An 18,988-nucleotide genomic window follows, 5' to 3' on the forward strand; every position below is an offset into this window, starting at 1 on the left:
GCGTCAGGCGCCCGGCGCGCTCGGGCGCGGCATTTTCCTGAACAGCCGGAAGAAATTATCCGTGGTGATATCAGCGATCTCGGCCTCGCTGAAGCCGATCGTCTCGGCCAGCACCTTGGCTGTATGCGCGACATAGGCGGGCTCATTGCGCTTGCCGCGAAACGGGATCGGCGCAAGGTATGGCGCGTCGGTTTCGACCAGCAGACGGTCGCGCGGCACATCGGCGGCGACGGCGCGCAGCTCGGCGGAGTTCTTGAAGGTCAGGATACCGGAAAACGAAACGTAGCCGCCGAGCGCGACACCGATCTCGGCTAGCCTGCGCCCAGACGAAAAACAGTGCAGGATGAAGGGGAAGGCGCCCTTCCCTGTTTCTTCTTCGAGGATGTCAGCCATGTCGTCGTCGGCGTCGCGCGAATGGATGACCAGCGGCAGACCGGTCACGCGCGCCGCGGCGATGTGGGTGCGAAAGCCCTGAGCCTGTGCGTCGCGCGGCGCATGATCGTAGAAATAGTCGAGCCCGGCCTCGCCGATCGCCACCACTTTGCGATGAGCAGAGAGCCGCACCAGATCATCGACAGCGACGTCAAGCTCTTCCGCCGCATTGTGCGGATGGGTGCCCACCGAGCAATAGACCTCATCGAAAGTCTCTGCAATCTCAAGCACTTGGCTAAATCGCTTCACCCTCGTCGAGATCGTCACCATACGGCCGACGCCGGCCGCGAGGGCGCGGGCGACGATGGTCGCCCGCTCTTCGGCGAAATCCGGAAAGTCGAGATGGCAGTGACTGTCGACCAGCATCAGGCGCTTGTATCCGTTTGCTCGACATAGCGTGGAAATACTGGTTCCGGCGCCGGCAGCGCCGTACCGGACACCAGCGCATGACGTTCGGCGACATGCGCGAAGTCGCGGCTGTCCGCCGGCACTGCCAAAAGATCGAGCAGCTTGGCCGCCGAGCCTGGAATGAAGGGCTGGCACAGCAATCCGACACGCCGGATCACCTCTGCCGTCGTCCACAGCACCGTTTCCATGCGTGCCGGATCGGTCTTCTTCAGCGCCCATGGCTCCTGCCCAGCGAAATAGCGGTTGGCTTCGGCCACCACGCCAAAGATCGCCGCCAGCGCCAAATGGATGCCCTGGTCGGCCATCGTCCTGCGCGCCGTGACAAGGGCAGCATCTGCCTGATCGAGGATCGCCTTGTCGGCGTCGCTCAATTCGCCACGCTTCGGCACCACGCCGCCGCAGTTCTTGCCGATCATCGACAGCGAGCGCTGCGCCAGATTGCCAAGATCGTTGGCAAGGTCGGCATTGGTGCGGTTGACGATCGCATCATGGCTGTAGCTACCGTCCTGACCGAACGGCACTTCGCGCAGGAAGAAATAGCGCACCTGGTCGAGACCGTAGTGCTCGATCATGGCGAACGGGTCGATGACGTTGCCGACCGACTTCGACATTTTCTCGCCGCGGTTGAACAAAAAACCATGCGCGAACACGCGCTTCGGCAATTCGATGCCAGCCGACATCAGGAAAGCCGGCCAGTAGACCGCGTGAAAGCGCACGATATCCTTGCCGATGACATGAACGTTTGCAGGCCAGAAAGACCATCTCTCGCTGGCCGGATCCGGATAACCGGCAGCGGTGATGTAGTTGGTCAGTGCATCGACCCAGACATACATCACATGCTTGTCGTCGCCCGGGACCGGCACGCCCCAGTTAAACGTGGTGCGCGAGATGGACAGATCCCTGAGGCCGGATTTGACGAAGCTGACGATTTCATTGCGCCGCTCCGCTGGCCCGACGAATTCGGGGCTGTTCTCGTATAGTGCGAGCAGCCTGTCCTGATAGGCGGAAAGCCGAAAGAAGTAGCTTTCTTCTTCGGTCCATTCGACAGGCGAGCCGAGCGGTTCGCGGCGCACGCCGTCGTCGCCGACCTTGGTTTCGGCCTCATCGAAATAGGCTTCCTGCCGAACCGAATACCAGCCGCTGTAGCGGTCGAGGTAAATGTCGCCATTCTCAGCCATGCGTGTCCAGATCGCCTGGCAAGCCTTGTAGTGCCGCTCCTCGGTAGTTCGGATAAAAACGTCGTTCGAGCAGCCGGTCGCTTCGAGCATCGAACGGAAGATCGCCGAATTGCGATCGGCAAGCGCCTTCGGCGTCAGGCCTTCGGCGTCCGCCGTCTGCTGCATCTTCAAGCCGTGCTCGTCGGTCCCCGAGACGAAGAAGACGTCCTTGCCGTCGAGCCGCTGGAAGCGGGCAAGCGTGTCGCTGGCGATCACATTGTAGGCATGGCCGATATGCGGCTTTCCGTTCGGATAGAAGATCGGCGTCGTGACGTAGTATTTTTCGCGTGACATGGATGAGCCGTCATGAATGTCTGAATGAAAGATGTCGCGGTGAGATATCGCATCGAAACGGCAATTGCCATCCGACGCCAATGTGGTGGCTTCGAAGTTCCTGCGATTGATTGGGATCAATGCTCAGGGGCTTCAAAGCCACGCCAGCGGCCGTCACATTCGCATTGCAGAATTCAGGCGGTCGATCATGGTCAGGGCGTGCTGCTTTTTGTCGAGATTGTAGGTCTCGGTTTCAGATATAGCGTTCAAAGCCTCGTGCCAAGTATCCGACAGCGTTTTGGCCCGCGCGAGATCGCCGGCGAGCGCGGCCTGGCTGGCGCCGGCCGACAGCAGGTCGAGCGCGCGGCGATTGAATATCTCGAACGGGATTGCCTGGTCGCGGCCGGCGACCGCCTCGGCAAGACGGTAGGCGCCTGCGACATGTATCTTTTTGGACATCACCAGGGCATCGAGGGTCGCGGCGATTTCAAGCCCGCCATACTGCGTCAACAGGATCGCGTTGCGCGCGCTGCCCCCTGCCCGCTCCGCCAGCGCCGCGCGCGCCGCAGGATCCTCCGGTGGCGGCGGCTCGATGCCCTCCAGAACCGCCATCAAGCTCTTGGCATCGAGCGGGGCTAATCGCACCATCTGGCAGCGCGACCGGATCGTCGGCAGCAAACTGCCCGGCGCATGGACGATGAGGATGAACAAGGTGCGCGCGGGTGGCTCTTCAAGATTCTTCAGCAAAGCATTGGCAGCATTGGTGTTCATGTCGTCGGCGGGATCGACGATAACCACCCGGTAGCTGCCGTCGTGCGAGGTCAGTGACAGAAAGCGGCTGACCTTACGGATTTCGTCGACCGTGACCACTGTCTTGAAGCTCTTGGTCTTGTCATTCGCGGGGCGTGTAAGATGCAGAACCGAAGGATGTGCCCCGGTGGCGATCTGGCGAAACAGCGACGAAGCCGGATCTGGAACGGCAAGGCTTTCCAGCGCCTGCTCGAAGGCCGGGTGCTTCAACAGATGATGCGCCAGATGAAAGGCCAGCGTCGCCTTGCCTATGCCCACCGGTCCGGCAAAGATCAGTGCGTGCGGCAGCTTTCCCGAGCGGTAAGCGGTGGCGAGCATGTTGGCTGCCTGCGGGTGACCGACAAGACGCGGCGTCTCGGATGGCTCGGGCACCCCGTCCAGCGTATCGTGCTGTTCCGGCGCGATGCGTTCGAAAATCATGCCGGCGCCGCCTGCCTTCTTTGCGCCGGCATCATCCTCTCGAGAGCCGCGAAGACGATGGCGGTAAAGATATCCTCCACGGTGTCGGGGTCGGCTGACGCATCGACGACGACGCAGCGTTCGGGTTCAGCTGCGGCGATCGCGAGAAACGCCTCGCGCCGGCGTTGGTGGATGGCCAATCTTTCCTTCTCGAAGCGGTCCGGTCCGTCACTGCTCCCCCGCCGGGCGGTAGCGCGCCTCAGGCCCTCGGCGGGGTCGATATCGAAGATCAGCGTCATGTCCGGCACCATGCCGTTGATGGCGACCTTCTCCAACGCGTCCATGAATGCCGGGTCGAGGCCGCCGGTGACGCCCTGGTAGACGCGCGAAGAATCCATGAAACGATCGCAAAGCACGACCGAACCGCGCTCGACCGCCGGCCGGATGACCTGTTCGACATGGTCGGATCGCGCAGCGGCGAAAAGCAACGCTTCCATCTTGGGGCCGAACGGCTCGGCTGCGCCTGAAAGCAGGACATGCCTGACCGCCTCCGCCCCCGGCGAGCCACCCGGCTCACGCGTCACCAGCACATCGTATTTCTTGGCGCGCATCTTCTTTGCCAGCCGCTCGATCTGCGTCGACTTGCCTGCTCCTTCGCCGCCTTCAAAAGTGATGAAAAATCCGCGCGCCAAAGCCTTTGTCCATACTTCGGGGACCGTATAGTCCCGGCGGGAAAAAAGGTCCACCGCGACGGTGCTAACGCAGCCAGCCGACGGCCAGTTCCTTGGCGGCGTCGAGCGCGCGCTGCGGCAGGGAACCGACACCGATCGACTCGGCGGCAAACAGCGGCGTCTCCTGGCTCAGAGTATCGCCGATCCAGACGCGCAGCGTACCGACCGGCTGCCCCTCCTCCACCGGCGCGGCAACCGGTCCGTCATAGACGATCCGGGCGGTGAGCTTGTCGCGGTTGGTGATCGGCAGGAAGATCTGCACCGGTCCTTTTGCCTTTAACGCGACTCCGGACTTGGCGCCGCCAAAGACCTGGGCTTCGCCAACCACTTCGTCCTTGGCGAATATTTCAGCCTTCTCGAAGGAGCGAACGCCCCAGTCGAGCAGCTTTCGCGCTTCCTCAGCACGCTCGCGGTCGTTTGCCAGGCCGCCCATCGCCGCGATCACCCTTGTGCCGTTGTGGCTGGCCGAGCCGACAATGCCGAACCCGGATTGCTCGCTGGCGCCGACCGCGAGCCCGTCGGCGCCTATATCCATGGCCAGCAGCGGATTGCGGTTTCTCTGGGAAATCTTGTTCCAGGTAAAATCCTTCTGGCCGTAATAGCGGTAGAGATCCGGGTAGTTGCGCCACATATGCAGCGCCAGAAGCGCGAGTTCGCGAACGCTCGTTTGCTGCCCATCTGCCGGCAGACCGGTGGAGTTGACGAAGGTCGATTTCTGCAAGCCGATCTGGCGGGCACGCTCGGTCATCTGCGCCGCGAAGTTTGCCTCGGACCCCGCGATTCCTTCAGCGATGACGATACAGCCGTCATTGGCCGCCTGCACGGTCACGCCCTGGATCAGGTCTTCAAGCCGGATCGTCGACTTGAGTTTCGCGAACATAGTCGATGTCCCCGAAGGAGCGCCGCCCTTGCGCCAGGCGTTTTCGCTCACCACGAAGGTGTCATCGAGCGTCATGCGCCCCGATTTGATGGCGTTGAAGACCACTTCCATCGTCATCAGCTTGGCCAACGAGGCCGGCGGGATCAACCTGTCGGCGTCCTTGGAAAACAGCACGGTTCCGGTTTCGGCATCGATCATGAAGGCCTGCGCGGCCTTGGTCTCGAAAAGCTGTGCTGAGGCCGGCGCAAGCGAGAGCAGCAGCAGCAGGCCGAGCGCCATAAGCCCAGTGAAAGGGTGAAAAAATTTCATCAGATTCGACCAGTGAGCCGGCGCTCTTGCACGTTGGCAGAAGCTATCAGGCTTTTGCCTGGCGGATCAATCGCGCACGAAAAACCAGGCAGCCCCGAGCTCAATTGCGTACAGCAAGCGCATCCGGCGCACCGTGCGACCACGCTGCCTGCAGCATCTCGTCCAGGCTGCCACGGCCGTCGGCATAGAGGTTGACCGAGTACCAGTCCTTTCCTTCAAGTTCCGAGCGCTGGATTTCGGTCTTGCCGAAGCTGGAAAGCTGGGTCGCCACCTGCTCGGCTTCGGCGGCATCCTCGAACGAACCCGCCGCGACATAGTCCGTGGGCGACTGGATTGGAGGAGCTTGCCGCTTCCACGATTGAAGAAGCTCGGCGGGCGACATGCCGGTGTCGTCCAGCTCGGCAAACGCGTTGGAGGCGCGCTGCACGCGCTCGTCGGCGTAAGACAGCGACGCCATGGTGAATGGAGATTGCGCCGGCAGGTTGATCTCCGGACGCTCCGGCACGATCGGGCCGAAATCGGGCAGTACAATGTCTCCCGAAGCAGACGCTTGCACCGCTATGACAGGCCCTGCATCGGATCCCTGCCCGGTATTCGTCAGCTGACCGGGGAACGGCACGGCTGCAGCGCTCACCGCCAGGCTTGGCGACGGCCCATTCATGGCGACCATGACACCGCTGGGCAGACCGTCCGACGGATCCGGCGCCCTGTTGCCTGGACGATACGAAGCCATAAGATACTGCCCGTCATTGCCTTCGAGCGGCGCACGGCCGACATATTCGACCTTCACCTCGGCCGTACCGATATTGGCATAATCGAGCATTTCAGCAGCGCGCTTCGACACATCGATGATGCGTCCATCATGATAGGGTCCGCGATCGTTGACGCGCACGATCACCGAGCTGCCGGTCTTCATGTTGGTGACCCGCGCATAGCTCGGGAGCGGCATAGTCGGATGCGCCGCCGTCAGATCTGCCATGTCGTAGACTTCGCCATTGGCGGTCAACCGGCCGTGGAACGCCTCACCATACCAGGACGCTAGGCCAACCTTGGCGTAACGTTTGTCTTCCTTCGGATAATACCACTTGCCGCGCACCTGATAGGGCTTGCCGAGCTGGTCGCGCCCCCGAGACGTCTTGAACATCACGCGCGGGCTGGCTTTCACGCCATATTCGGCTTCGGAAAAATATTCCTTGGAGCGAGGTTTCTTGTTGACCATCGCCTTTTGCTGCGGCGCGGCACATGCCGCAAGAAACGCTGCCGACAAGGCCAACAGCGCGAAAGCGAAAGCGCGACGAAGACGCGGGCGCGCCGTGGTCTGCATATTTTGATTGCCCCTATAGCATCGACGAAGGCACCGCAGCATAAACGTCAGCGATGCCAAAGCACCCACTCCAGAAACGCCGGCAACGCCCTACCCCAATGCTTTTTGTGCGCAGGAATTGTTTATCACCGTATTAACCGATTGTGGTCGGAACCGGGCGAGATTGTGGCGCGGACCGTCTCGCCGGTCGGGATGAAGCCATCGCTTAGATCAGCAAAACGCCGTTCGTGGCGGGCTTTGAACCTCGCCTGGCGTGTCTGCGAGCGCAGACTCAGGGACCGAAGATCACGAGCTCGGTGAACGTCAGATCTCCAGGTGTGGGTGGTCTGGGACCCTTGAAGTATTTCAGCCCCTTGTTGGGGCGGTACCATCCCACCAAACCTGGAATCGGCTCCTTGGCGTCGACAAAGCAAACCAGGATTCCGCTTCGCAAGAGAAAGCGCCCCATGGCACCGGCGCAGCGGCTCAAATCCGCGAGCGAGCGGCAATAGATGACCTGATGGCAGCGGATAAGACCGTGCAAAATCCGGCGCGGCATCAACACCAGGGGGAACGCTGCTCCGTCGCAGATGCAGATCAACGACAGGCACCCCAGCGCGGCGTGTTCCGAGAGTATGTATCTCTCACTCTCGGGAAGCATCGCCAGTTCCGGAAGATCGGGACGCACTTCGACCACGCGACATGGCCGCGGCGCCGAACTTAAAGCCGGCAAGAAGGTAAATTGTCCGCTGGAGAAGAGCCGAAAGCCGAGCGCCCGGTTGGCTTTCAATGTCGCTTGCGCCGGCGAAATGTTCGTGTAGGTCACGTCCTTCCGCTTGAGAACCGCCGCAACCAACATGGCGCCATAGGAACGGAATTCTGCGTCGACTGACCAGCTCGAAAGATTGCAGCGGATTTCCTCGCTCTCCGACCCCTGGTAGCGCGCATAAAGGGTGAGCACAACGCCGACGATCCGATCGGCATGCTCCAAAGCAAAGCCATATTGTGGGAACTCGGCAACCGCAGGCCGCTTTGACAAACGCGTCAGAGCCCGGATCCAGTAACTTCGGTTACGCGCCGGAAAGCCCCTGCACAGACAATCGACCACTCCCTCCCAGTCGGTTTCACGAATTGGTCTGCAGCGAAGACCGGGCGGGAGAGCGCCAAGTACGGCCAAAATTCAACTCCAGAAGACGATTTTACTTACATGTGCCTAATGCGCCCAACATATCAGCGCGCAACGATTAATAGTCCGTGCGGGTTTTAAAAACGATTTTCCACACTCAGCACAAACAGCTCGCCATGACGCTGCTCACCGTCCTGGATCGCGCCGAAAGGTGCGGCCGCCACGGTTGACTTGGCGTTGAATGCGGCTTTACAGGAATGGAGCGCGAACCGATCGGGGACCGTCCTGGTGCCAATCCGGTACCGACAGCTCGAACCCGCTCCTCTCGCGATATCCTAAGTGATTGAAAAATCACCCTGGAGGGATGGCCGAGCGGTTTAAGGCACCGGTCTTGAAAACCGGCGTGGGTGCAAGCCCACCGTGGGTTCGAATCCCACTCCCTCCGCCAGTGACGCTCTTTATCCCGAAAGCAATCTCCCGGGCTTGCATCGAGATGACCGGGACGCGAGCGAGCCCCCGATCGGATTGATTTTTGCGCCGAAATATGGTGCTTCTCCCGCCCATGAATAGGTTATTTTTTGCGCTCCTCGCATGGATGGCGCTGCCTTGGCCGGCCAGCACGGGTGCTGCGTTTCGCAGCAAACGACAATGGTACCGGCTGAAATTCAAATGCGAGACAGCGCCGGACCATATGGAAGTCCTGCAGCTCCGCTACCGGATCGGTGATAAAATTCCGGAAAGCGACTGGCCCAAATACAATCTCTATAACTAGGCATTCGCGACCTGTGGCCGCATTTTGCCGGTGTTTCGGGCCGATCGTCGCAAACTCTGTATATTGCCGACCTTGTTCCAACCAGTCCCTTGACGCGCGGGAACCATACACGTTAGGCCCTCCAGGCATTCGACGCGAACGGTCGGCCAACCAGCAAGGGACTTCCAGTCGATGGAAATTTTCACTGCCGCGGGCTTCTCTGCCCTGCTCCAGGTCATCGCCATCGACCTCGTGCTTGCAGGCGATAACGCCATCGTCATCGGCCTGGCCGCAGCGGGCTTGCCGGTCGAGCAGCGCAAGAGAGCGATTCTCATCGGCGTGGTGGCGGCAACGGTGCTGCGCATCGGTTTTGCCGCGATCACCGTCACCCTGCTGCAGATTGTCGGCCTGCTGCTGGCCGGCGGCATCTTGCTGCTGTGGGTGTGCTGGAAGATGTATCGCGAGCTGCGCACGTCGCATGCCGACGAGATGGAGGCGACCGAAGCGCTGTCCAATTCCGATATCAACAGCGATGACATGGTGGCCGGCAAGGCGCGCAAGAAGACCTTGGGTCAGGCGGCATTGCAGATCGTCATCGCCGACGTTTCGATGTCGCTCGACAACGTACTGGCGGTCGCCGGCGCGGCGCGCGATCACTTCCAGGTGCTGGTGATCGGCCTCGTCCTGTCGATCGCGCTGATGGGCCTTGCCGCGAGCTTCATCGCCAAGCTGCTGCACCGCCATCGCTGGATCGCCTATATCGGCCTTTTGATCATCTTCTATGTCGCACTCGATATGATCTATCGAGGCGCGGTGGAAGTCTTCCCGCATGTCAGCAGTGCGGTGAGCTGACGCATCGACTCGAATTCGCATCGGCCGCGACTTCGATTTCGGCGAGCCTTCGGCGATGCCGGCGGTTGCGTTTCGCCGCAGCCGCTGCCCATACCAATGCGGCAACAACTGTGGTACTGCGCCGCCAATCCTGAATCCGGAAAAGCTTGATGTCCGCCCCTCGCGTCAGTTTCGTCAGCCTTGGATGCCCGAAAGCCCTTGTGGATTCCGAGCGCATCATCACGCGCTTGCGGGCTGAAGGCTACGAGATCGCCCGCAAGCACGACGGTGCCGACCTTGTCGTCGTCAACACCTGTGGCTTTCTCGATTCGGCCCGCGACGAATCGCTCAGCGCTATCGGCTCGGCACTTTCGGAGAACGGCAGGGTTATCGTCACCGGCTGCCTCGGCGCCGAGCCGGACGTCATTCGTGAAAGACACCCCAACGTCCTCGCCATCACTGGTCCACAAGCCTATGAAAGCGTTATGGCGGCAGTGCATGAGGCAGCACCGCCGAGCCACGATCCCTACGTCGACCTTTTGCCGCCGCAAGGGGTCAAGCTCACGCCGCGCCACTATGCGTATCTCAAGATTTCGGAAGGCTGCAACAACCGCTGCACCTTCTGCATCATCCCGGCGCTGCGTGGCGACCTCGTATCGCGGCCGGCCGCCGACGTGTTGCGCGAAGCCGAGAAGCTGGCCAAGGCCGGGGTCAAGGAGATCCTCGTCATCTCGCAGGATACCAGCGCCTACGGCATCGATATCAAATACCAGACCAGCATGTTCGGCGACCGCGAAGTGCGGGCGAAGTTCCTCGATCTATCGGAAGAACTGGGCAAGCTCGGTGTCTGGGTGCGCATGCACTATGTCTATCCCTACCCGCATGTCGCAGACGTCATCCCCCTGATGGCCGAAGGTAAGATTCTTCCCTATCTCGACATTCCGTTCCAGCATGCCTCGCCGCAGGTGCTGAAGAACATGCGCCGGCCCGCTCATGGCGAAAAGACGCTCGAGCGCATTCGCAGCTGGCGCGACGTCTGCCCGGACCTTGCCATCCGCTCCACCTTCATCGTCGGGTTCCCCGGCGAGACGGACGACGATTTCGAGATGCTGCTCGACTGGCTGGACGAGGCGAAGATCGACCGCGCCGGCTGTTTCAAATACGAGCCGGTCAGAGGCGCCCGCTCCAACGAGCTCGGCCTCGAGCAGGTGCCGCAGGAGATCAAGGAAGCCCGCTGGCACCGCTTCATGCAGCGCCAGCAGAAGATTTCGGCAACGCAGCTCACCAGGAAAATTGGCAAGCGACTGCCGGTCCTGATCGACGAGGCGCATGGCAATTCGGCCAAGGGCCGGACCAAATACGACGCGCCCGAAATCGACGGCTCGGTCCATATCCAGTCGCGGCGGCCACTGCGCGCCGGCGACATCGTCACGGTCAAGATCGATCGCGCCGACGCTTACGACCTCTACGGCTCGGCCGTCTGATTCAGTCCGAAATGAAAGGGCGCCTCGCGGCGCGCTTTCGTTACGATGTGCTTCCGGTTGCTTATTGCGGCAGCTTGTCGTCGACGCCCTTCACGTAGAAATTCATGCCGAGCAACGTGGCGTCGTCGGCGACCTCGCCCTCCTTCAGCCAAGGTGTGCCGTCCTGCTTGGCGATCGGCCCGGTAAAGGGGTTCCAGCCGTCGGCGATCTTCTTGGTGGTGGCTTCGGCCATCGCCTTGACGTCGTCGGGCATGTTGGTGAACGGCGCCAGCTTGACGGCGCCGTCCTTGATGCCGAGCCATACATTGTCGGGCTTCCAGGTGCCGTCGAGTGCCGCCTGGACCCGGCTGATGTAGTACGGGCCCCATTCGTCGGTCAGTGCGGTCAGCTGCGCGTGCGGTGCGAACTTGATCATATCGGAGGACTGGCCGAAGCCGTGCAGCTTGCGCTCCTCCGCCACCTGCAACGCAGCGGTCGAGTCGGTGTGCTGGACGATGATGTCGGCGCCTTGGTCGAACAATGCCTTGGCGGCGTCGGCTTCTTTGCCCGGATCGAACCAGGAGTTCACCCAGACGATTTTGGCTTTGAAGTTCGGATTGATCGACTGTGCGCCTAGCATGAAGGAATTAATACCCATCACCACTTCCGGGATCGGGAAAGAAACGATGTAGCCGGCGACCCCCGACTTCGATTGCTTGGCGGCGATCTGACCAAGTACGTAACGGCCTTCATAGAAACGCGCATTGTAGATGCCGAGATTTTTGGCGGTCTTGTAGCCAGTGGCGTGCTCGAACATCACCTTGGGGAATTTTTTGGCGATCTTCACTTCCGGGTCCATGAAGCCGAAGGATGTGCCGAAAATGATCTTGCATCCCTCGCGCGCCAGGCGCTCGAAGGCGCGGTCGGCATCGGGGCCTTCGGAGACGTTTTCGAGATAGGCGGTCTCGACCTTGTCGCCGAGTGCCTTTTCCACCTCGAGGCGGCCCTGGTCGTGCTGGTAGGAGTAGCCGAAATCGCCGATCGGGCCGGTATAGACCCAGCATGCCTTCAGCTTGTCCGCCGCCTCAGCTGAGGCCGCCAGCGACAATGCGGCCGTCGTCGCCAGCAGGGCAATAAGCAGTTTTTTCATTTTGTTACCTCTCTGAGTTAAGCCTTGGAGCTTCCGTCTTTTTGTTGTCAACGATCCGGAACGAATGGCTGGCCCAAGGAGGCCGGCGTGTTCATCATCGTCAAACGCTTGTTGCGTGAGATTAGAACGAGAACCACGACGGTTGCCAGATAGGGCAGCGAAGAAAGCAGTTGCGAGGGGACCGGAATGCCGAATGCCTGTGCATGAAGCTGGCCGATCCAGACCGCGCCGAAAATATAGGCGCCGGCCAGCACCCGCCACGGCCGCCAGGAAGCGAAGACGACCAGAGCCAGCGCGATCCAGCCGCGGCCGGCGGTCATGTTCTCCACCCATTGCGGCGTGTAGACCAGCGATAGGTGGCCGCCGGCTAGGCCGGCACAAGCGCCGCCGAAAATCACTGAGAGATAACGATAGCGGATGACATGGATACCAAGCGCATGGGCCGATGCGTGGCTGTCGCCGATCGAGCGCAGCGTGAGCCCGGTGCGGGTTCTGAACAGGAACCACATCACGGCAGCGGTCAGCGCGATCGAGATGTAGAAGATTGGATCCTGGCCGAACAGCAGCCTGCCGACGACCGGGATTGCGGTCAGGCCGGGAATGTCGAGGTTTGGCAGCCTCTCGCCAGGCTGGCCGACAAAATTCGTCCCCATCATGCCGGAAAGCCCGAGGCCGAGCAGTGTCAGCGACAGGCCGGTTGCCACCTGGTTGGTGGCCAGCGACAGCGTCATGACGGCGAACAGAAGCGAGAACACTGCCCCCATGGTGATTGCCGCCAACAGCCCTATCCAAGGCGAGCCGGTGAGATAGCCGGCGCCGAAACCGCCGACGGCACCCATGATCATCATTCCTTCGACGCCGAGATTGAGCACACCCGAACGTTCGACCACCAGTTCGCCGATCGCCGCGATCAGCAGCGGCGTCGCCGCCGTCGCGATCGTCAAGAGGATGTTGACGGTGACGTCCATCAGCGGGCTCCCTCCAGCTTCGGCGCTGCCTCGAGCTTCGGCGCGGAAAAGCCGATCAGGCGAATGCGGTAATGGATGAGCGTGTCGCAGCCGAGCACGAAGAACAAAAGCATGCCCTGGAACACGCGCGCCACCTTGTCGGAGATGCCGAGCGCGCTTTGCACTGCCTCGCCGCCCAGATAAGTCAGCGCCAGCACAAGGCCTGCGGCGACGATGCCGAGCGGATTGAGCCGGCCGAGGAATGCCACGATGATAGCGGTAAATCCGTAGCCGGGCGAAATCACCGGCTGCAATTGTCCGATGGCTCCCGAGACCTCCGAAATCCCGGCAAGTCCGGCCAGTGCGCCCGACAGCAGGAAGGCAAAGAAGACCATACGGTTAAGGCCAAACCCGGCGAAGCGCCCTGCCCTCGGGCTTGAGCCGAGCACGCGGACCTCGAAGCCTTTCAGCATACGGCTCATCAGGATCCAGATCAGTATCGCCGCGACCAACGCGAAGACAAATCCCCAGTTTGCCCGGCCGGATTCCGGGAGGAGTTCCGGCAGTATGGCCGAGTCGTTGAACTGGATGGTTTGCGGGAAACCGTGGCCCTGCGGATCGCGCCACGGCCCGCGTACGAGCCAATCCAGGAAGAGCTGGGCGACATAGACCAGCATCAGGCTGGTCAGGATCTCGTTGGTGTTGAAGCGCGTCTTCAGCAGTGCCGGGATTGCAGCATAGGCAGCCCCACCGACCATGCCGAAAAGAAGCATCAGCGGCAGCACCAATGGGCCTTCGAACTGCGGAAACAGCACAGGGAAGATCGAGCCGACAATGCCGCCCAGGATGAACTGACCTTCGGCGCCGATGTTCCAGATGTTGGCCTTGTAGCAGACCGACAGTCCGACCGCGATCAGGATCAGGGGGGCGGCCTTGATCGCCAGCTCATGCAACTGCCAGACCTGGCTGATCGGTTCGATGAAGTAGATGCGGAACGCAGTCAACGGGTTGACGCCGAGCAGCGCGAACATGATGGCACCGGCTATGATCGTCAAAACGAAAGCGATGAAAGGCGAGAGTGCCGAAAACAGCATCGAGCGCTGCGGGCGTTTTACAAGTTCGAGGCGCATCAAGCCGTCTCCAGCGTATGTTCGGCATGACCGGGTTCGGCGCCGCCCATCAGCAGCCCGATTTTCTCGAATGTCGCTTCAGCTATCGGCAGCGGCTTCGACAGTTCGCCATTGTGCATGACCGTGATCGCATCGGAAATCTCGAACAGCTCGTCGAGGTCCTGGCTGATCACCAGCACCGCCGAGCCGCTGCGCGCCAGTTCGATCAGCGCCTGGCGGATGTGGGCCGCCGCACCCGCATCGACCCCCCAGGTCGGCTGATTGACCACCAAGACGCTTGGCCGGCGGTCGAGTTCGCGGCCGACGATGAATTTCTGCAGATTGCCGCCCGAAAGGGCCGCAGCCTCTGGGTCCGGCGCGCTCTTGCGCACGTCCATTGCCTTTATGATGCGTTGAGCAGCGGTATAGATCGCATCGCTCTTGACCATTCCACCGGCGCCGACAAACATCTTGCCGTCGGTGGCGTGGCGCGACAGAAGCAGGTTTTCCGAAAGCTTCATGCGCGGTGCTGCGCCGTGGCCGAGCCGCTCTTCCGGAACGAAGGCAGCGCCCATCAGGCGCCTGCCGGTGATGGCGAGGCCGCCGGCATCCTTGCCGCGGATGCGGACCGAGCCGGTATCCTCCTGCAGCACCTCGCCGGAAACGGATTCGAAGAATTCACCCTGGCCGTTGCCGGCCACACCGGCAATGCCGATCACCTCGCCGGCCCGGACTTCAAGATTGATGTTCCTGAGCGGGATCGAGAACGGGGTCGCCGGCTTGCGGGTGAGTTCGCGGATTTGAAGCAGCACCGGCGCGGTCTCGATACCCTCGGCCGGCGCCCGCACCACGGCCTGGACCTCGTTGCCGACCATCATCCGCGCCAACGAAGACGCGGTTTCCTGGCGCGGATTGCAATGGCCGACCACCTTGCCGTGACGCAGCACGGTGGCGCGGTCGCAGATGCGTTTGACTTCTTCCAGCCGGTGCGAAATGTAGAGGATGGACTTTCCTTCCGAACGCAACCGTTCGAGCGTTTCGAACAGCTTATCGGCTTCCTGCGGCGTCAGCACCGAAGTCGGCTCGTCGAGGATGATGAGTTGCGGCGTCTGCAGCAGGCAGCGGATGATTTCGATCCGCTGACGCTCGCCGACCGACAGATCACCGACCAGCGATAGCGGGTCGAGAGGCAGGCCGTAACTGTAGGAGAGCGCCCTCGCCTTGGCCGCGATCGTGCTGATCGGCGAGCCGTCATCCAGCGACAGCGCGATGTTCTCCGCCGCCGTCAGCGCTTCGAACAGGGAAAAATGCTGGAAAACCATGCCGATGCCGAGCTTTTTTGCGGTGCCTGGGCTGGTGATCCTGACCGCCTGGCCATTCCAGAAAATCTCGCCAGAATTCGGTTCCAGCGATCCAAAAAGCATTTTCACCAGCGTCGACTTGCCGGCGCCGTTCTCGCCAAGCAACGCATGGATCTCGCCCTTGGCGATGTTGAGATCGACATGGTCGCAGGCTGTCAGCGTGCCGAATATCTTTGTGAGGCCGCGAACCTCAAGCAGGTTTGCGCCGTCCTGATCTGCACTCACGGTGCCTCCATCTGGTTTGCCAGACATGTTCTGTGTTCCCGCAAGCATCGTATGCGCGCCCTGCTCTCTACGGTAAGCGCCTCACGACTTGAAAGAGCTTCAAGAATTTCAGCGGAAACTCAAGCGGTAAAGAGCAGTTCGCAAGAACGGCGGCGTCGGCGGGCCGAAACTGCGGGCGCTCAAGGGATAAGTATCGTTGTCCCGGTGGTCCTGCGCCCTTCGAGATCGGAATGCGCCTTGCCGGCCTCGCTGAGCGCGTAACGCTGGTTGATCTTGATCTTGACGGCGCCGCTGAGCACCACGTCGAACAATGCGGCGGCGGAAGCCTCGAGGTCTTCGCGCCTGGCATTGTAGACGAACAGCGTCGGCCGCGTTGCGAACAGCGAGCCCTTCTGCGCCAGCAACGAGATGCTGAAGGGCGGGATCGGCCCAGACGATTGACCGAAGCTGACGAACGTGCCGAGCGGCCGCAGGCAATCGAGCGAGGCTGGAAACGTGTCGTTGCCGACCGAATCATAGACGACGTCGCATTTCTTGCCACTGGTGATAGCCGCGACGCCGGCAACGAAATCCTGTTCGCGATAGTTGATCACGTGGTCGAAGCCATGCGCCTTCGCGAGTTCGATCTTGTCGGTCGAGCTCGCGGTGCCGATCACCGTCGCGCCGAGATGCTTGGCCCATTGACCGAGGATCAGCCCGACACCGCCGGCCGCCGCATGAAACAGGATCGTGTCGCCGGCTTTCACCTTGAATGTACGGCGCAACAGATATTGGGCCGTCATGCCCTTTAGCATCATCGCCGCGGCCTGTTCGTCGCTGATGCCGTCCGGCACCTTCACCACTCGGTCGGCAGCGATCACGCGCTGCTCGGCATAGGCGCCGGTGGTCACGGCATAGGCGACGCGATCGCCGGGTTTGAGCCAGTCGACATCCGAGCCGACCTTCAAGACCACGCCGGCCGCCTCGCCGCCGGGGATCAGCGGAAATCCGCCCTGCGGCGGATAGAGGCCCGAGCGATAATAGACGTCGATGAAATTGAGACCGATCGCGCTGTGCTTGACCAGGATCTGTCCCGAGCCTGGCTGCCCGGGATCGGCGTCCTCATAGGTCAGGACCTCCGGACCGCCATGGGCATGGATGCGGATCGTTTTGGACATTTTCAGGCTCTCTTGGGATCAGGCTTTCTTGTCCGGCTTGGCGCCGAGATTTGGAAAGAACTGCATGATAGCGCCGATGCAGGCGAGGTAAAGCCCGGTGACCGTAATCCCGATCTTGATGAAATCGCTGACCTGCTCGCCCAGCACGCCGATCTGGTCGTAGAAGGAGGCAAGTGCCGCCTGCGCCAGCGCCAGCGCGCCGAAAGCGCACCAAAGCAGCGTCATGCCGAGATTGATTGGCCGCAGCCGCTTCACCCGCACCGGATGGATGAAATTGATCGGCACGAAGGTGAGAATGCCGGCCACCACGACCACGGCGAAGGAAACCCATTGTCCTGGTTCGATGACGAACAGCGTGAACACCACCATGTTCCAGACGACCGGAAAGCCTTTGAAGAAATTCTCCTTCGTCTTCATGCCGGTATCGGCATAGTAGATCGCGCTCGACACCACGATTATCGCCGCAGACAGGAACGACAGGCGCTCGCCCATGAAGCCGCGCTGATAGAGCGCGAAGGCCGGAATCAACACGTAGGTCACGTAGTCGATGATGTTGTCGAGCAGTTCGCCCGACCATGTCGGCAGGATTTCCTTGACGTCGAGCTTCCTGGCGATCGGCCCGTCGATGCCGTCGACGAAAAGCGCCAGGCCCAGCCACCAGAACATCGCCGTCCAGCGCTGCTCGCTTGCCGCCACCAGCGACAGAAAGGCCAGGAATGAGCCCGACGCGGTCAAGAGATGGACCGAGAACGCCCGCGCCTGAGGCCATGTGACTTTCTTCTTCGGCCGCGGAATCCGGTCGGCGATTTTCCTGGCCGTCGTCTTCTTGCTCACGGGCCCCGCCAATCCAGCTTGCAGATTTCGGCCGAGCGGCCAGCAAAGTTCCAGTTGCGGCCAAAGGCCCGCATCTTGCTCTTGTCGGATTTGGCGACGATGATTTCCGGCGCAATCCAGTATTCCGAATTGCTGATGACCGTATCCTTGTCGCGATCCTTGCCGGTGATCGGCGTCACCGCACCATCGATAATCTTCGGTATCTGGAAGATGCGTGTTTTCTCACGCGTCTCGTAGGTGATCGGCACCTGCTCGACGCCGAGGAACTGTCCGACCAGGATGGAGAGCAGCGATGTGGTTCCACCGGCCTTGCCGGTGAATATCTTCGTCAGTCCCTTCACAGCGTAAACCGAGGCGCGCTTGTCGATGAAAAGGCCGGCCGTCCAGTTGCCGCGGCTCATATAGCCGGAGATTTCCATAATCAACCCAAGATTGAGACCGGACAGGTCGACCTCGCCGAAATGGCCGGCATCGATGCGGAACCCCGCCCAGGTTTGGCAATAGCCTTCCGTAGGCGGATGGTTGCCGAGCGACAGAACGCAAGGGCAAAAAACCGTGCAATTGCAGGAGAGGACGAGTTCTCCCTTCATTGCCCAGTTTTGGTCTGTCATCGAATTGTCCCCCTCATGTCGAGACTACTAGTAGCGCTGCTGCCCAGACAAGCAGTATCGCACCGGCCAGCCGCGTCGGCAGATTGCCTGCCGTCTGTTTTTCGACCAGGCTGAACAAGCCGATCAGCGCCATCGAGAACACGTTCATCACACCGACGGCAAACATTACCAGCATTAGAGCCCAGCAGCATCCAAGGCACCACAGGCCCTGCTTCATGCCGAGCCGCAAAATACGAATGGGCCTGGCGCTCCAGTTGGCGAACAGGACCGAGAACGGATTTCTGCACTTGTCCAGACAGACTCCCTTCAGCCAGCTGAACTGATAGAGACCAGCGATCGACAGCGCGGCTGCCCCGGCAATTCCAACCAGCGGATCGAGCATCTGCCCGGATGAGGCGAATGCATGGATTGCGAGCGTCAGGGCAGCGAACATTGCCGAGGCGACAAGCCAGACGCTCAAATATCCAGCGACCAGGATCAGCGGATGGACGGCCGGCTCCCTCTTGATCCGGGCGGTATCCGCGATCTCGCAATAGGTGCGGATCATCGGCGCCGCGGAGGGCAGCATGGTCGCGATGGCCATCAACAGCCACATCGCGGTGAGTGCCCCGCCTTGCGCGCCTAGGCTTGCGCGAAGCGGCGCCGGCGCAAGGCAGAGGGC

Annotated in this window: 17 protein-coding genes, 1 tRNA gene and 1 pseudogene; 4 read left to right on the plus strand and 15 right to left on the minus strand. The window is 61.3% G+C overall.

Annotated elements, in window-relative coordinates; all coding sequences use genetic code 11:
• Positions 1-3: 3 nt before the first annotated feature.
• From NKH42_RS17980 to NKH42_RS18010, 7 genes are all read right to left on the minus strand, one after another.
• Complete coding sequence (locus NKH42_RS17980; RefSeq protein WP_352689311.1) at positions 4-798, minus strand: TatD family hydrolase; 795 nt, start codon at positions 796-798, stop codon at positions 4-6.
• Positions 798-2,384, minus strand: a complete 1,587-nt coding sequence (metG, locus tag NKH42_RS17985; RefSeq protein WP_352689351.1) for a methionine--tRNA ligase — start codon at positions 2,382-2,384, stop codon at positions 798-800. The genes NKH42_RS17980 and metG overlap by 1 nt, the downstream gene beginning before the upstream one ends.
• 120 nt (positions 2,385-2,504) lie before the next feature.
• The gene (locus NKH42_RS17990; RefSeq protein WP_352974333.1) at positions 2,505-3,560 is read right to left on the minus strand and encodes a DNA polymerase III subunit delta'; all 1,056 of its coding nucleotides are present in this window, start codon (positions 3,558-3,560) and stop codon (positions 2,505-2,507) included.
• Positions 3,557-4,231 carry a dTMP kinase gene (tmk, locus tag NKH42_RS17995; protein ID WP_352689313.1) on the minus strand — a complete coding sequence of 225 codons (675 nt, stop codon included), beginning with the start codon at positions 4,229-4,231 and terminating at the stop codon, positions 3,557-3,559. Before tmk ends, NKH42_RS17990 begins: the two co-directional genes overlap by 4 nt.
• Before the next feature lie 64 nt (positions 4,232-4,295).
• Complete coding sequence (locus NKH42_RS18000; protein WP_352689353.1) at positions 4,296-5,429, minus strand: D-alanyl-D-alanine carboxypeptidase family protein; 1,134 nt, start codon at positions 5,427-5,429, stop codon at positions 4,296-4,298.
• Positions 5,430-5,559: 130 nt separating this feature from the next.
• The gene (locus NKH42_RS18005; protein ID WP_352689315.1) at positions 5,560-6,783 is read right to left on the minus strand and encodes a septal ring lytic transglycosylase RlpA family protein; all 1,224 of its coding nucleotides are present in this window, start codon (positions 6,781-6,783) and stop codon (positions 5,560-5,562) included.
• Positions 6,784-7,054: 271 nt separating this feature from the next.
• Positions 7,055-7,939, minus strand: a complete 885-nt coding sequence (locus tag NKH42_RS18010; RefSeq protein WP_254817218.1) for a GNAT family N-acetyltransferase — start codon at positions 7,937-7,939, stop codon at positions 7,055-7,057.
• Positions 7,940-8,246: 307 nt separating this feature from the next.
• Between NKH42_RS18010 and NKH42_RS18015 the strand changes: the two genes are divergently transcribed.
• The 4 genes and pseudogenes from NKH42_RS18015 to rimO all read left to right on the plus strand — a co-directional run bounded on the left by NKH42_RS18015 (position 8,247) and on the right by rimO (position 10,954).
• Positions 8,247-8,336: transfer RNA gene (locus tag NKH42_RS18015), tRNA-Ser, on the plus strand.
• Between the two features lie 168 nt (positions 8,337-8,504).
• Positions 8,505-8,660 (plus strand): annotated as a pseudogene (locus NKH42_RS18020) (DUF930 domain-containing protein); the annotation flags it as partial.
• Between the two features lie 171 nt (positions 8,661-8,831).
• Complete coding sequence (locus tag NKH42_RS18025) at positions 8,832-9,491, plus strand: TerC family protein (RefSeq protein ID WP_352689318.1); 660 nt, start codon at positions 8,832-8,834, stop codon at positions 9,489-9,491.
• 149 nt (positions 9,492-9,640) lie between these two features.
• Complete coding sequence (gene rimO, locus NKH42_RS18030) at positions 9,641-10,954, plus strand: 30S ribosomal protein S12 methylthiotransferase RimO (RefSeq protein ID WP_352508442.1); 1,314 nt, start codon at positions 9,641-9,643, stop codon at positions 10,952-10,954.
• 61 nt (positions 10,955-11,015) lie between these two features.
• Here the strand turns inward: rimO and NKH42_RS18035 are convergent, their stop codons facing one another.
• From NKH42_RS18035 to NKH42_RS18070, 8 genes are all read right to left on the minus strand, one after another.
• Positions 11,016-12,083 (minus strand): BMP family ABC transporter substrate-binding protein, encoded by a 1,068-nt coding sequence (locus NKH42_RS18035; RefSeq protein ID WP_352508441.1) that lies wholly within the window; start codon positions 12,081-12,083, stop codon positions 11,016-11,018.
• Positions 12,084-12,130: 47 nt separating this feature from the next.
• Positions 12,131-13,051 (minus strand): ABC transporter permease, encoded by a 921-nt coding sequence (locus NKH42_RS18040; RefSeq protein WP_352508440.1) that lies wholly within the window; start codon positions 13,049-13,051, stop codon positions 12,131-12,133.
• Complete coding sequence (locus tag NKH42_RS18045) at positions 13,051-14,163, minus strand: ABC transporter permease (protein WP_352478850.1); 1,113 nt, start codon at positions 14,161-14,163, stop codon at positions 13,051-13,053. The genes NKH42_RS18040 and NKH42_RS18045 overlap by 1 nt, the downstream gene beginning before the upstream one ends.
• Entirely contained in the window at positions 14,160-15,752 is a 1,593-nt protein-coding gene (locus tag NKH42_RS18050; RefSeq protein WP_502896087.1) for an ABC transporter ATP-binding protein, read from the minus strand. Before NKH42_RS18050 ends, NKH42_RS18045 begins: the two co-directional genes overlap by 4 nt.
• A gap of 152 nt (positions 15,753-15,904) precedes the next feature.
• Entirely contained in the window at positions 15,905-16,882 is a 978-nt protein-coding gene (locus tag NKH42_RS18055) for a quinone oxidoreductase family protein (RefSeq protein WP_352508438.1), read from the minus strand.
• 18 nt (positions 16,883-16,900) lie between these two features.
• Positions 16,901-17,677 (minus strand): phosphatidylcholine synthase, encoded by a 777-nt coding sequence (gene pcsA / locus NKH42_RS18060; protein ID WP_502893794.1) that lies wholly within the window; start codon positions 17,675-17,677, stop codon positions 16,901-16,903.
• Between the two features lie 35 nt (positions 17,678-17,712).
• Positions 17,713-18,327: a DUF1326 domain-containing protein gene (locus NKH42_RS18065; RefSeq protein WP_352508437.1), complete on the minus strand. Its 615-nt coding sequence runs from the start codon at positions 18,325-18,327 to the stop codon at positions 17,713-17,715.
• Between the two features lie 13 nt (positions 18,328-18,340).
• Positions 18,341-18,910 carry a DUF2182 domain-containing protein gene (locus NKH42_RS18070; RefSeq protein ID WP_352751720.1) on the minus strand — a complete coding sequence of 190 codons (570 nt, stop codon included), beginning with the start codon at positions 18,908-18,910 and terminating at the stop codon, positions 18,341-18,343.
• Between the last annotated feature and the right edge of the window lie 78 nt (positions 18,911-18,988).

It is taken from the genome of Mesorhizobium sp. M1142 (assembly GCF_040318565.1).
Taxonomy (GTDB): Bacteria; Pseudomonadota; Alphaproteobacteria; order Rhizobiales; family Rhizobiaceae; genus Mesorhizobium.

What these genes read in the sequence shown, in the direction of transcription:
- NKH42_RS17980 (WP_352689311.1), bottom strand. Translation starts at nt 798, where the DNA reads ATGCTGGTCGACAGTCACTGCCATCTCGACTTTCCGGATTTCGCCGAA.
- NKH42_RS17990 (WP_352974333.1), bottom strand. Translation starts at nt 3,560, where the DNA reads ATGATTTTCGAACGCATCGCGCCGGAACAGCACGATACGCTGGACGGG.
- NKH42_RS18000 (WP_352689353.1), bottom strand. Translation starts at nt 5,429, where the DNA reads ATGGCGCTCGGCCTGCTGCTGCTGCTCTCGCTTGCGCCGGCCTCAGCA.
- NKH42_RS18005 (WP_352689315.1), bottom strand. Translation starts at nt 6,783, where the DNA reads ATGCAGACCACGGCGCGCCCGCGTCTTCGTCGCGCTTTCGCTTTCGCG.
- NKH42_RS18025 (WP_352689318.1), top strand. Translation starts at nt 8,832, where the DNA reads ATGGAAATTTTCACTGCCGCGGGCTTCTCTGCCCTGCTCCAGGTCATC.
- rimO (WP_352508442.1), top strand. Translation starts at nt 9,641, where the DNA reads ATGTCCGCCCCTCGCGTCAGTTTCGTCAGCCTTGGATGCCCGAAAGCC.
- NKH42_RS18035 (WP_352508441.1), bottom strand. Translation starts at nt 12,083, where the DNA reads ATGAAAAAACTGCTTATTGCCCTGCTGGCGACGACGGCCGCATTGTCG.
- NKH42_RS18040 (WP_352508440.1), bottom strand. Translation starts at nt 13,051, where the DNA reads ATGGACGTCACCGTCAACATCCTCTTGACGATCGCGACGGCGGCGACG.
- NKH42_RS18050 (WP_502896087.1), bottom strand. Translation starts at nt 15,752, where the DNA reads ATGTCTGGCAAACCAGATGGAGGCACCGTGAGTGCAGATCAGGACGGC.
- NKH42_RS18055 (WP_352508438.1), bottom strand. Translation starts at nt 16,882, where the DNA reads ATGTCCAAAACGATCCGCATCCATGCCCATGGCGGTCCGGAGGTCCTG.
- NKH42_RS18065 (WP_352508437.1), bottom strand. Translation starts at nt 18,327, where the DNA reads ATGACAGACCAAAACTGGGCAATGAAGGGAGAACTCGTCCTCTCCTGC.
- NKH42_RS18070 (WP_352751720.1), bottom strand. Translation starts at nt 18,910, where the DNA reads ATGGCCATCGCGACCATGCTGCCCTCCGCGGCGCCGATGATCCGCACC.